The organism is Mesorhizobium sp. M0195 (genome assembly GCF_040322115.1).
In the GTDB taxonomy this organism is placed as follows: Bacteria; Pseudomonadota; Alphaproteobacteria; order Rhizobiales; family Rhizobiaceae; genus Mesorhizobium.
Map to the genome: position 1 here is coordinate 234,647 of NZ_JAMYSV010000005.1, position 12,933 is coordinate 247,579.

A 12,933-nucleotide genomic window follows, 5' to 3' on the forward strand; every position below is an offset into this window, starting at 1 on the left:
GCTTTGATTTTTTGTTCTACGCATGATCTCTTCCGAAAACCGGTTTCCACTTTTCGGGATCATGCTCCAGCCCCACAACAAGGCCGTCGCGTGCGATCGTCAAGTCGCCGGCCCATGTTTTCCTGACGGCGGCAATCCAGTCGGCCTCGTCGATCTCGGGATCGTCGGCGGGAATGAGATGGTTGAGCACCAGTCTTTTGACGCCTGCGTCGCTGGCGATGCGGCCCGCTTCCTCGGCAAAGCTATGGCTGGCAAGCAGGTGTTCCCTCAGCCTTGCGCCGTTGCCGGTCTTCGCGACCAGCCGCTCGATACCCCCTTCCAGCATGGCCTCGTGGACCAGGACGTCGGCGCCTTGGGCGAAATCCGCCAATGGCGGAAAGAACGCCGTATCCGACGAGAAGACGATGCTTTGCCTCGCATAGTCGAAGCGCAGCGCAAAGCAATCCGTCACCGGCGGGTGGTCGACACGCAGCGCCGATATTTTGAGACCGCGCTCTTGCGCCACCTGGCCTTCATCAAATTCGACGATCGAAACCAGGTCGCGGAGATCCGGCCTGCCTTCATCGGCGATGCGGATCTCGATGTCGAACTCCATCGCCTGGCAAAAGCGCTGCCAATAATGGCCGGTGCCGGGCGGGCCGAATACGGTGACCTTTGTTGCCAGGCCGGCCGTCCATGCAGTGTGGATCAACGGTCCGAGTTCCAGCACATGGTCGGAATGCAAATGCGTGATGAAGATCAGGTCGAGCGCCTTCAGGCTGATGCCGGCACCGGTCAGCCCGCGCGTTACGCCCAGCCCGCAATCGACGACGATGGTGCGGCCGCCAATCTCCAGCAGTGAGGAACTCGGCCACGGCCCGCCCGGCCGCAGCGCGGGACCACCCTTCGAGCCAAGAAGCACCAGACGATCCGTCACGCGACGGCGCTCAAGACCAGTCGCCCTCGGGCGTGCCGTTGAAGCGCTTCTTCAGGCCGGCCCAGCAGTCGATGTAATTGTCCTGCCGGGTTTCGAGCTCGGCGCCATAGCGGGTCACCATCTGCGGAAAGCGTGTCTCGAACATGAAGGCCATGGTGTTGTCGAGCTTGACCGGTTTCAGCTCCGCGCGCGAGGCTTTTTCGAAGCCAGACGCATCGGGTCCGTGAGCCAGCATCATGTTGTGCAGACTGATGCCGCCCGGCACGAAGCCCTCTTCCTTGGCATCGTACTGACCATGTATGAGGCCCATGAACTCGCTCATGATGTTGCGGTGATACCAAGGCGGCCGGAAAGTGTTTTCCGCCACAAGCCAGCGCGGCGGGAAGATGACGAAATCGATATTGGCGGTGCCTTCCTCGCCGCTCGGCGCGGTCAGCACGGTGAAGATCGACGGATCGGGGTGGTCGAACAGGATCGCACCGACCGGCGAGAAGGTCGCAAGATCATATTTGTAGGGCGAATAATTGCCGTGCCACGCCACTACATCCAGCGGCGAATGGTCGATGTCGGTGACATGGAACTGGCCACACCATTTCGCGATCAGCCGGCACGGTGTCTCCTTGTCCTCGAACCAGGCACAGGGCGTCTTGAAATCGCGCGGATTGGCCAGGCAATTGGCGCCGATGGGGCCACGATCCGGCAGCGTCAGCTTGGCGCCGTAATTCTCGCAGACATAGCCGCGCACTTCGGCATCCACCAGTTCGACCTTGAACACCAGACCACGCGGCAGCACGGCGATCTCGCCCGGCCTGAGTTCGATGACCCCCATCTCGGTGACGAAGCGCAAGGCTCCAACCTGCGGGACGACCAGCAACTCGCCGTCGGCGTTGAAAAAATGATCGTCGACCATCGAGCGATTGGCGACATAGACGTGTGCCGCCATGCCGGTCTGGCCGAGCACGTCGCCGGCGGTGGTGATCGAGCGCATGCCGGCAATGAAATCGGTCGGCTCCTTCGGCATCGGCACCGGGCTCCAGCGATACTGGCCGAGTGCGAGCTGGTGGTCGCCGACGTTCGGCGCGCTTTTCCAAAGCGGATAATTCGCCGCTTTGAAGCGGCCGGTGTGCCTGACGCTCGGTCTTATCCGATAAAGCCAGGAGCGCTCATTGGTGCCGCGCGGCGCGGTGAAAGGAGAGCCCGAAAGCTGCTCGGCATAGAGGCCGTAGGCCGGCCGTTGCGGCGAGTTTCGCCCTTGCGGCAGCGAGCCCGGCAAAGTCTCGGTTTCGAAGTCATTGCCGAAACCCGGCATGTAGGAGTAGGCCATAGAACCCTCCCGAATTCATGGTCTCGTAGCATCGTTTGCGCATCCGCAAAGATGCTCCGGGTTGACCATACCGGTTTCATTTGTAACCATTGAAAATGTAACCATCAACGGTGATTTCGCCAAGCCGCCAGCATCCCCAGTCAGGGCCAACCATGGAAATCCTTGAGCTGGAATCCTTCCTGCCTTACCGGCTCTATCGGCTTGCCGATGCCGTCAGCCGCGAATTCTCAAGGATATACAAGGACCGTCACGGACTGACCCGGCCCGAATGGCGCACGCTGGCCGGGCTTGGACAGCACGGCACGATGACGGCGACGGCGCTCGGCGAGCAATCGGCCATGCACAAGACCAAGGTTTCGCGCGCGGTCGCCGAGCTCGAACGGCGCCGCTGGCTCAGCCGGACGCCCGACGTAAAAGACCGCCGTGTCGAGCATCTGGCGCTGACCAAGGCGGGCATTGCCGCCTACCGCGAGATGGTGCCGCTGGCCAAGGCATTTGAGCAGGAGCTGCTGGCAAAGCTGAGCGCCGGCGAGCGCGCAGCCATCACCAACGGACTGGCTGCGATCGAGACCAACTTGGACTCGAGTAAGGATTAGCGCCGGAATGACCGCTTTCCACCCCTTACCCGACATCCGGCATTTTTCGAGTAAGTGACCAATCTCGAGCAACAAACTCGATGGTTTCGTCTCGAAAGTAGAACAAGAAATGCCGTGAACTCGGACTGTCTGGCGACAAAACCTCCCAGTCGAGCTCGTTGATTGCGCGGTCGTCACCGATCACCTCATAGAACTCCCCCCATTTTGGATTAGGCGATTCACACATCTCGCAGGCTCCAGCCATGCGCGATGGATTGGAAGTACTGAAGGCCGTGGCGGAAAGTGATTGGGCCTGGTGGTTTGGACTTGGGATAGCCGTCCCATCCTCCGAGTTTGGCGACGATCCAGGCGGCCCAGGCCAAGGACTTGGGCGGGTGAGGGTTTTTCTGGAGAGCGGTCTTGCCTTCCAACTTGGGCACCAGGGCCTGCAAGGTGTCGATCTCGGCGGGCGTAAAGACGATCTCGGCGGATTGAGCGGATGCTCCGTCGCGGGCTTGGACAATCTGCATGATGATGCAGGCGGCGCGCGCGGCGATGGCGGTCAGCTTCATCAACCGCTCGGCGGTTTCCAACTGACTGTCCTCCAGTTGCAGGCCTTGCTGCTTCAAGGTGCGGAAGAACTGCTCGATGGTCCAGCGCATCCGGTACCAGGCAACCACCTGCCAAGCCATGGCTGCGTCCTGAACGCTATGGGTGGTTAGCAGGCGCCACACGATTGGCTCGGCATCCGCAGATGCACCCACCTCAAGCACTTCCACCAAGCTCACCGTCACTGTCTTGGCCAGCCCTTTTTCGATGCAGTTTTGTGGGCGCTTGAGGGCGACTTGGCCGAAGCGGGCCACCAGATGGGCCGTGCGCGCCGGCCGGCCAGGACGAGCGCGCAGCTCCACATCGGCTTCACCGGCCGGCTGCAGCTTTGCCGTCGAGAGCTTGCCGCCCTCGATCAAGCGGTCGCTCATGGCGCGGGTCAGGATATGGAAGTTCGCAGCCGGCACGCGGTCCCACTTGGCGTAGATGTCGCTCTCGCGATCGCTCACCTCCGTCACCATCGCAGCCCCCACCAGCACGCCCTTGGCGGCTTCGGCCGTGGTCAGCCAGCGGTGCGATTCCCTGTCGCTCGACAAGCGTTGGCTATGTGGCGTTTCCACCCGGCCTTCGCGCGTCCAGATCTGGCCCGATACCAGCCCGAGCACCTCGCCCGTTCCCGCATCCAGCGCCAACATCGCATGCAGCAGCACGCCCCGGACGTTGCCGCCCTTGCCAGTCTCCCCCAAACCTCGCCGATGCTACGCCGTGGTCGTAAAGTTGATCTCGCTGGTGTCCTGGATCGCCAGCACGTGGTGGCCCACGCAGGCCTGCGAGCTCGTCGACCCCCATCCTTCGATCAGGTTTTGCGTCGTCACGCGCCCGTTCGCCAGGAACCGGCCAAAGCCAACGATCCGGCCGCGAGAACCTCCCGCCAGTCGCCGAACGCAAACGCTCTGTCGATCCACCATGTGGCCCAGCAACTGGGCCCCCTTTTTTGCAGGCGCTCGTCGCCGAACGCTCCCAACTCGATCTCATTGGCCGACATCGCGATACCTCCTCAATCTGAGTATCGCCAACAGAATCACATCCCAACGCCACACAGCCAATCAAAAGCGAGTCATTCACCTCAAACGATGTGTGCATCCCTAGCCATTTTGGAGCCTGATTGCTGTAACGGCTTTTACCCGCAAACCACGCGTGATCGTTTGTGGCGTCCCATCGCCAACGGCTACAGCCAACGAAGCGAAGCGTTCCCATCTCCCCCTCTCCAGCGTCGTAAGCCCAGGGGTTCAAAAGAAAGGTAAGTTGAACTGTGTTGCCGTCGACGGTCAGCTCTACGTTAGGAGCATTGGGCTCGGCGTTCCAGTCAGGGTTCAGATGCCGGAAGGACAACTCGATCATGCAACTTTCTACCTGCGGCTATCGCCAGCGGCCCCTTGATTGCGTTTTGAGGCCAATGCCTACCAGTCCATGACCACCTTGCCGGAATTGCCGCTCTTCATCGCTTCGAAGCCGGAGATGTAGTCGTCGATGCCGATGCGGTGGGTGATCAGGCCGCTGACATTGAGAGGACCCTGCACCAGCGCAATCATCTTGTACCAGGTCTCGAACATCTCGCGGCCGTAGATGCCCTTCAGATGCAGCATCTTGAAGATGACCTTGTTCCAGTCGATCTCGAAGCCGGTCGGCGCGATGCCGAGAATGGCGATCTTGCCGCCATTGTTCATGGTATCGATCATGTCGCGGAATGCCGGTGCGGCACCGGACATTTCAAGACCGACGTCAAAACCCTCGGTCATGCCGAGCGCCGGCATGATATCGCGCAGCTTTTCTTTCGAGGCGTCAACGACATGCTGGACGCCGAGCTTTTTTGCCAGTGCCAGGCGCACCGGGTTGATGTCGGTGATGACCACTTTTCGCGCGCCGACGCATTGCGCCACCAATGCGCCCATGATGCCGATCGGCCCGGCGCCGGTGACCAGCACGTCCTCGCCGACGAGGTCGAAAGATAGTGCGGTGTGAACCGCATTGCCCAGGGGATCGAAGATCGCGGCGATCTCGTCCGGCACGTCGTCGGGGATCGGCACGACATTGTGCTGCGGGATAGCCAGATATTCGCCGAAGGCGCCGGGGCGATTGACGCCGACGCCGAGCGTGTTGCGGCAAAGATGCCCCCTGCCCGCCCGGCAGTTGCGGCAATGGCCGCAGACGATGTGACCCTCGCCCGAAACGCGCTGGCCGACTTTGTATTCGGTCACCGCCGCGCCGAAATCGGCGACCGTACCAACGAATTCATGCCCGGTCACCATCGGCACCGGCACGGTCTTTTGCGCCCACTGGTCCCAATTGTAGATGTGGACGTCGGTCCCGCAGATCGCGGTCTTCCTGATCTTGATCAGCACGTCGTTGGGGCCGATCTCCGGCACCGGCACCTCTTCCATCCACATGCCCGGCTCGGCCTTGGCCTTCACCAGCGCCTTCATCATGTTCGACATTCTGCAGTCCCTTGAAGGTCTTGATCCGGAATCGCTTTTCGACTGCCGGTCATTCAGGAAATCACGCCGAGTTCGCGACCGACTGCGGCGAACGCCTCAACCGCACGGTCAATGTCGGCGCTGGAATGGGCGGCAGACATCTGCGTGCGGATGCGCGCCTGGCCCTTCGGCACCACCGGGAAGGAGAAGCCGATGACATAGATGCCGCGCTTGAGCATGCGCGCGGCCATTTCCTGCGCCAGCGTCGCGTCGCCCAGCATCACCGGGATGATCGGATGGTCGGCGCCGGCCAGCGTAAAGCCCAGCTTGCCCATCTCGGAGCGAAACCGCGCTGCGTTTGCATATAGGCGCTGACGCAATGCATCGCCATTGCGAATCAGCTCGAACACCCGGATCGAGGCGCCCGCGATCGCCGGCATCAGTGTGTTTGAGAAGAGGTAAGGACGCGAGCGCTGGCGCAGCCAGTCGACCACCTGCCTCTTACCAGAGGTGTAGCCCCCGGAAGCGCCGCCAAGCGCCTTGCCGAGCGTACCGGTGATGATGTCCACCCTGCCCTCGACGCCGCAATGCTCGGCCGAGCCGCGACCGTTCTTGCCGACGAAGCCGACCGCGTGGCTGTCGTCGACCATGACCATCGCATCGTATTTCTCGGCGAGATCGCACACGCCCCGAAGATTGGCGATGATGCCGTCCATCGAGAAGACGCCGTCGGTGGCGATCAGCCGGAACCGACAATCGCGCGCCTCTTTCAGCCGCGCTTCGAGATCGGCCATGTCGTTGTTGGCATAGCGGAAGCGCTTTGCCTTCGACAGCCGTACCCCGTCGATGATCGAGGCGTGGTTCAGCGCATCGGAGATGACCGCATCCTCTTCGCCGAGCAGCGTCTCGAACAGGCCGCCATTGGCGTCGAAGCAGGAGCCATAGAGGATAGTGTCCTCCATGCCGAGGAAATCAGAAATGGTCGCCTCGAGCTGCTTGTGTTCCTCCTGTGTGCCGCAGATGAAGCGCACCGACGCCATGCCATAGCCGTAACGATCGAGCGCCTGCTTGGCCGCCTCGCGCAGTTCGGCGCTGTCGGCGAGGCCGAGATAATTATTGGCGCAGAAATTCAGCACCTTCTCGCCGTCCACCTCGATCTCGGCCGATTGGGTCGAGGTTATCACCCGCTCGGATTTATAGAGACCTGCCGATTTCAGCCCTTCAAGCTCGCTGTCGATGTGGGAGAGGAATGCTGCGGTCATGATCAGGCCCTGTTGAGATCGATGAGGACTGTCGCGCCGCGCGGACGAAAAATCCATCGCAAAAGCGACCGCTTCGGTGGCGGCAATGGCACGGCAGAGGCCGCGATGTTCAAATGCGGAGGTGCTGCGAAAGATTGCAATAACCACTTTGCGGATTTCCCGCCACGGTCGCCGCTGTCGGCCTGTTGCTGTCCTAACCTGTTAACACTTTGAAGCCAAAGGTTGTCGCACAAGAATTCGTTGGCGAGAGGGCCGACTCAGAAAATGTCGCAGCAGCCGGTGCACGCCGTTTCAGGCAGGCTCATACTCCTCATCAAATCGGGCTACTGGCTGGCTCTGCTGATCATCGCCGCCATGGTCGTGGCCTCCTTCATCCTGCTGCAACAGATGATGGCGGCCCAGCAACACAACCAGGCGCTGCTCGATGTGGTCAGCACACAAAAAGCCCTGTCGCAACGCATCGTCTTCCTTGCCGGCGCGACCGGTACCGCCTCACGCGACCAGCAGCCGGCCCTGATCAGCGCGCTCAAGCAAGCGACGGTAGAGTTCGAGAAGAACTACGATCTGCTGCTCGAGCGGACCGCCGCCGATCCGGCGTCGCCGGCAAGGTTCGATCCCAAATCGATCGAGAGCGTGCTTTTCGCCAAGCCGTTCCATCTCGACTATTTCTCGGTCGGGCTTATCGCCAACGGCGAACGCCTGATCTCGTCATTCGAATCGCGGCTCAACATGGCCGGCAATGGTGGCTACAAGGGCGGAGAGGAGCGCGTCAACCTGAACGCTTCCGTTGCCAACGCAACATTGTCGGGCTATGCCGCACTTGGCCAGCGCATCAGCGCCTTTGCAGACCGCCGATCCGAAACACTTCTCGAGCTTAACCGCACATTGTTCTACTCGACCATGGGCGTCATCGTGCTGGTGGCGCTTTTCATTTTCAGGCCGATGTCGAACGCCATCCTGCGCAGGACGCGTGAGCTGGTCGATGCGCGCAATTCCATGGCCTTTATTGCCGTGCATGACGGGCTGACCGGCCTGCACAACCGCACCTTCCTGACCGAGCATTTCGATACGTTGATCAATGCCGCGCAGCGACGGCGTGAACGGGTTGCCGTGGTGCAGTTCGATCTCGACCGGTTCAAGCAGATCAACGACACGTTCGGCCACGCCGCCGGCGATTATGTGCTGGTGACGGCTGCGCAACGCATGCGTGGTTCGTGCCGTACGTCGGATCTCAACGTGCGTCTCGGAGGCGATGAATTCGTCGTCGTCCTCAACGACGCCGGCAGCACCGAGGACATCGATATCGTCGCCAGACGCATGCTGGCCAAACTCAATGAACCGGTCATATTCCGAGGCACGACGATCCATCCGGGCGTAAGTGCGGGGATTGCGGTCTATCCTGTCGACGCCGACAATGCGCAGGATCTGCTCGTCCATGCCGATCTGGCGTTGTATTCCGCCAAGAAGCAGGGCGGCGGCAGTTTGTCGTTCTTCTCCGATGAGCTGAGGCGCGAACTCGACAACCGAAAGCAGCTCGAGCTCGACATCAGGGTCGCCATCTCGGAGAAGGCGTTCGAAGTCTATTTCCAGCCGCAGGTGTCGCTGTCGGACGGCACCATCAGTGGCATCGAAGCTTTGGCTCGCTGGAGGCATGCCGAACGCGGCATGATCGCGCCGGGCGAGTTCATTTCAATCGCGGAAAAATGCGGCTTGATGTCCGAGATTGGCCGCATCGTCATTGCCAAGGCGATCAACGAAGCAGCCGAATGGAACCGCGCAGGCATCGGCTTCGGCCGGATCGCCGTCAACGTGTCCGGTTCGGAGCTGCGCGAGACAGATTTCGAAGTCTTCCTGTTCGGGACGCTGGAAAGGACCGGCCTGCCCGCGCACAAACTATCGCTGGAGATCGTCGAATCCGTCATTCTCGACGACGAGAAGACCGGTATCGCGGCAAAGCTGCGGCACATCCGCGCCGCCGGCATCCATCTTGAGCTCGATGATTTCGGCACCGGCTACGCATCGCTCAGCCATGTCAATCCAAACGAGATCGACCGGCTGAAGATCGACCGCCGCTTCGTCCAGAACATCAACGAGAACAGCGGCAACAACAAGATCGTGCGTGCCCTGACCGAGCTCGCCCGCGGTCTCGGCATCTCGATCGTCGCCGAGGGCCCCGAAACCGAAGCCGAGCTCGACTCGCTGATGGCGATCGGCTGCGACCAGGTGCAAGGCTATTCCATCGCTTTCCCGATGCCGCCGGACAGGGTGCGTGAATGGCTGGTGGCACGGACGCCGAAAAAGGCCAGGCTGACAGTGCTGCAGGGCAGCCGGGCGTAGATCCGTCATGGTTCGGCCTTGCGAACCGACCTGATGGGCCGAGGCGGAAGGTCATCCTCATTACCGGGAAATGCTGCCAGCAATTGTCCAAAGCTGGGCACACGCGCCAGCTTTTCATAGTCCTGGAACGACAGAATGACCGCCTGCTTGCGGCCACGCCGGGTGATGACGGCCGGTTCTCCCGCGATGACCTGATCGAGCACCGCCGAGAGTTTAGCCCTGGCATCCTTCAGCGAAATTTCGCGCATGGCGTCTTCCTAGCCTAATTTCTAGCTCTCGACATTGGCCCGCAGCGCAGCCAGCACCTGTGCAAACTCCGCCAGCCTGTCGTCGGACAGCCCTTTCCGCAGCCGTTTGTCGAAGGCTAACGCGGCCGTGCGCAATTTCAGGAACAACGCCTCTCCGGCCTGGGTCAGCTCCACCTGGTGAACCCGGCGGTTCTCGGGATCGCGGCGGCGCATCAGCAGGCCCTGCGTCTCCATGGCGTTGAGATGGTGGGTCAGCGTTGCGCCCCGAATGCCGATCATGCCGGCGAGCTCGCGTTGGTTGGCCAGCTCCCGCGACTTGACCGACAGCAAAGTGACCCAGACCGGCAGCGTGCCGCCGGCTTCGACCAAGGCAGCGTCGAAAGCCTGCGCGACCAGCTTGGCGGTGCGGGCGAGATTCATCCCGATCGGCGGGCGGTGAAAGGGCGTCATGATCCGACACTAGAACAAGGGCAAAGCCGATGGAACCGGCTCGAGCTTATGCGTTGACATCTAATCATTTGATATCTATCAATATGCCTAGCGGTGGGCAAGATAGGAAATGCGGTCATGCAATATGTCTACATCATCGTCCTCGGCCTTCACGTCATGGCGGGTGTGTTCTGGGCCGGCACCACCATCGCGGTTGCCCGCGAACCGGAGATCAGGGCGGAACGTTTCTTCCGGCCGCAAATGGGCGCGGCCGGCGTGGTTTTCCTCACAGGCTTGCTGCTGTGGTATTTCTTCCACAACGGCTCTTTCGGCTCGATGGAGAGGGTGTTGGCGCTCGGCATCTTGACTGCCTTGATTGCCGGCGGGGTTCAGGGCGCACTGGTGGGTTCCGCCAGCAGGCAGTTGGCCGGCGCCGATGCGGCGAAGCAAACCCAGTTGCGCGCCAAGATGACAAAAGGCGAACGCATCGCCGGCGGCCTGCTGGTCATCACCGTGTTCTGCATGGCCACCGCCAGGATGTTTTGAACGTCCTGCCGCAATCGCAAGATCGTACGGTGCCCGGCGATGGCCGGCGGCGTGCGCGGCGCGCAGCCCGGACCAAAGTACCGTGGTGGCTCTCCGTACGGAGGTTCGGCTGCGCGCCACCAATCAATCCAAAATATTCCTCAGATCCGCAAGCCGAACCTGATGCCGTCATAGATTGCGGCATGGATGTTACGCGAGGCAACTGCGTCGCCGATGCGGAAGAGCACGAAGCCACTTTGCGGATTGCGCACGGGGAAGATGTCGCCGCCATTGACCAGTTTTTCGTAATCGATCGCGCCGGCGTTCTTCGACAGCGGCTTCAGCGCCAGATAGAGATCGTCGAGCGGCAGCGTGCCATGCTCGACCACCACCTGGTCGACCCGCCGCTCGCCGCGCCAGCCATAGGCGAAGTCGGAGGCGAGCTCGGCGATCAGCTGGTTGCCCTCGCGCCGCACAGAACGCAGCCGTGTGTTGATGGTCACCGTGACACCCTTTTCCTGAAAGGCGCGCATGTAGGGCACATGGTTCATCCCGCCCATTTCCGGGGCGAAGAAGCGTTCCGGTGAGACCAGCTCCAGCTTGGCGCCGCTATTGGCGATCAGTTCGGCAGCACCCATGCCCTGATGGCCGCCATTGTCGTCATAGAGCAGCACATTCTCGGCCGGCTTGACGCTGCCGGCCATGATGTCCCAGCTCGAAGTGACGAGATCGTCGCCCGCCGTCAGAGGCGGGTTCTGCGGCAGCCCGCCGGTGGCGATCACCACCACGTCGGGCGACAGCGCCAGCACGTCGTCCTTCTCCGCCCAGGTATCGTAGCGGATCTCGACACGGAGCCGGTCGAGTTCGGCCAGACGCCAGTCGATGATGCCGATCAATTCCTTGCGGCGCGGGTTCTGCGTTGCCAGCCGCACCTGGCCGCCGGCCTGGCTCGATGCTTCCAGCACCGTCACCTGGTGCCCACGTTCGGCGGCGACGCGCGCCGCCTCCAGTCCGCCGGCGCCGGCGCCGACGACGACCACCTTCCGCTTCGGTCCCTCGGTTTTCGGAATAATATGCGGGATATCAGCCTCGCGGCCCGTCGCCGCATTGTGGATGCACAGCGCCTCGCCCCCTTCATAGATGCGGTCGAGGCAATAGGTGGCGCCGACGCAAGGGCGGATCTCGTGCTCGCGGCCCTCCATCACCTTCCTGACGATGTGCGGGTCGGCGATATGGGCACGCGTCATGCCGACCATGTCTAGCTTGCCGGTGGCGATGGCGTGACGCGCGGTGGCGACGTCGGAAATCCGTGCCGCATGGAAGGTCGGGAATCTCGTCGCCGCTCTCACCTCCCCTGCGAAGTCGAGGTGTGGTGACGAGCGCATGCCGGTCACCGGGATGACCTTGGTCAGCGCGGCATCGGTCTCGATCGAGCCACGGATGATGTTGAGGAAATCGACCTTGCCGGATCCGGCCAGCCGCCTGGCGATTTCGACGCCCTCCTGTTTCGACAGGCCTTTCTCGAAATCCTCGTCGGCGACCATGCGGATGCCGACGACGAATTTTTGGCCGACCGCCGCCCGCACCGCGTCGAGCACCATGCCGGTGAAGCGCAAGCGGTTGTCGAGCGAGCCGCCGAAATCATCGTCGCGCTGGTTGGTGGCCGGCGACCAGAAACCGTCCATCAGATGGCCGTAGGCCTCGAATTCGATGCCGTCGAGGCCGGCAGCCTGGCAGCGCTGGGCGGCCGCCGCGTAGTCGGCGACGATGCGCTCGATGTCCCAGTCCTCGATGGTCTTGGGGAAGGCGCGATGCGCCGGTTCGCGCACCGGCGAGGCCGACAGCACCGGCAGCCAGTCGGCCTTGTTCCAGCCGGTACGGCGGCCGAGATGGGTGATCTGGATCATCACCTTGCAATCATGCTCGTGGCAGGCGTCGGTCAGCTCGGCGAGCCAAGGCACGATGCGGTCGTCATAGACATGCAGATTGCCAAAAGCGGCCGGGCTGTCGCGCGAGACGATCGCCGAACCGGCGGTCATGGTCAGCGCCATGCCGCCCTTGGCCTTTTCGGCATGGTAGAGCCGGTACCGCTCCTTCGGCATGCCGTCCTCTGAATAGGCCGGCTCATGGCTGGTCGACATCACCCGGTTCTTCAGCGTCAGATGCTTGAGCTGATAGGGCTGGAGGAGCGGGTCGTTGCTAGTCATCGTCTTCCTGCTGTTTCAAATTGTGCTAATGAGCGGCAAATTTTTGTTTTTACGCATGTCGCTGTCCCAAAATCGCTGCGCAGTTTT

Annotated in this window: 12 protein-coding genes; 3 read left to right on the forward strand and 9 right to left on the reverse strand. The window is 61.9% G+C overall.

Annotated elements, in window-relative coordinates; translation table 11 throughout:
* Window positions 1–16: 16 nt before the first annotated feature.
* Entirely contained in the window at window positions 17–916 is a 900-nt protein-coding gene (locus NKJ12_RS14020; protein ID WP_352703248.1) for an MBL fold metallo-hydrolase, read from the reverse strand.
* A gap of 10 nt (window positions 917–926) precedes the next feature.
* Complete coding sequence (gene hmgA / locus NKJ12_RS14025) at window positions 927–2,240, reverse strand: homogentisate 1,2-dioxygenase (RefSeq protein WP_352703250.1); 1,314 nt, start codon at window positions 2,238–2,240, stop codon at window positions 927–929.
* 152 nt (window positions 2,241–2,392) lie between these two features.
* Here hmgA and NKJ12_RS14030 point away from each other — a divergent pair, with 152 nt between their 5' ends.
* Window positions 2,393–2,836, forward strand: coding sequence for a MarR family winged helix-turn-helix transcriptional regulator (locus NKJ12_RS14030; RefSeq protein WP_352703252.1), 444 nt, complete (start codon window positions 2,393–2,395; stop codon window positions 2,834–2,836).
* Between the two features lie 218 nt (window positions 2,837–3,054).
* Here the strand turns inward: NKJ12_RS14030 and NKJ12_RS14035 are convergent, their stop codons facing one another.
* The 4 genes from NKJ12_RS14035 to NKJ12_RS14050 all read right to left on the reverse strand — a co-directional run bounded on the left by NKJ12_RS14035 (window position 3,055) and on the right by NKJ12_RS14050 (window position 7,100).
* Window positions 3,055–4,110, reverse strand: coding sequence for an IS4 family transposase (locus tag NKJ12_RS14035; protein ID WP_352703254.1), 1,056 nt, complete (start codon window positions 4,108–4,110; stop codon window positions 3,055–3,057).
* A 125-nt stretch (window positions 4,111–4,235) separates the two neighbouring features.
* The gene (locus NKJ12_RS14040; protein ID WP_352479059.1) at window positions 4,236–4,409 is read right to left on the reverse strand and encodes a hypothetical protein; all 174 of its coding nucleotides are present in this window, start codon (window positions 4,407–4,409) and stop codon (window positions 4,236–4,238) included.
* Between the two features lie 415 nt (window positions 4,410–4,824).
* Complete coding sequence (tdh, locus tag NKJ12_RS14045; RefSeq protein WP_352703258.1) at window positions 4,825–5,859, reverse strand: L-threonine 3-dehydrogenase; 1,035 nt, start codon at window positions 5,857–5,859, stop codon at window positions 4,825–4,827.
* A 53-nt stretch (window positions 5,860–5,912) separates the two neighbouring features.
* Window positions 5,913–7,100 (reverse strand): glycine C-acetyltransferase, encoded by a 1,188-nt coding sequence (locus NKJ12_RS14050; protein ID WP_352509587.1) that lies wholly within the window; start codon window positions 7,098–7,100, stop codon window positions 5,913–5,915.
* A 264-nt stretch (window positions 7,101–7,364) separates the two neighbouring features.
* On the opposite strand from NKJ12_RS14050, the gene NKJ12_RS14055 reads away from it, so the two are divergent.
* Complete coding sequence (locus NKJ12_RS14055; protein WP_352509586.1) at window positions 7,365–9,437, forward strand: putative bifunctional diguanylate cyclase/phosphodiesterase; 2,073 nt, start codon at window positions 7,365–7,367, stop codon at window positions 9,435–9,437.
* A gap of 5 nt (window positions 9,438–9,442) precedes the next feature.
* Here the strand turns inward: NKJ12_RS14055 and NKJ12_RS14060 are convergent, their stop codons facing one another.
* The gene (locus NKJ12_RS14060; RefSeq protein ID WP_352509585.1) at window positions 9,443–9,685 is read right to left on the reverse strand and encodes a type II toxin-antitoxin system Phd/YefM family antitoxin; all 243 of its coding nucleotides are present in this window, start codon (window positions 9,683–9,685) and stop codon (window positions 9,443–9,445) included.
* A 21-nt stretch (window positions 9,686–9,706) separates the two neighbouring features.
* The gene (locus NKJ12_RS14065; RefSeq protein ID WP_352509583.1) at window positions 9,707–10,135 is read right to left on the reverse strand and encodes a MarR family winged helix-turn-helix transcriptional regulator; all 429 of its coding nucleotides are present in this window, start codon (window positions 10,133–10,135) and stop codon (window positions 9,707–9,709) included.
* Window positions 10,136–10,252: 117 nt separating this feature from the next.
* Here NKJ12_RS14065 and NKJ12_RS14070 point away from each other — a divergent pair, with 117 nt between their 5' ends.
* Window positions 10,253–10,660, forward strand: a complete 408-nt coding sequence (locus tag NKJ12_RS14070) for a hypothetical protein (protein ID WP_352509581.1) — start codon at window positions 10,253–10,255, stop codon at window positions 10,658–10,660.
* A 140-nt stretch (window positions 10,661–10,800) separates the two neighbouring features.
* Here NKJ12_RS14070 and NKJ12_RS14075 read toward each other — a convergent pair whose 3' ends face one another.
* A complete protein-coding gene (locus tag NKJ12_RS14075; RefSeq protein WP_352703260.1) occupies window positions 10,801–12,846 on the reverse strand; it encodes an oxidoreductase in 2,046 nt (681 codons plus the stop codon).
* Window positions 12,847–12,933 lie beyond the last annotated feature (87 nt).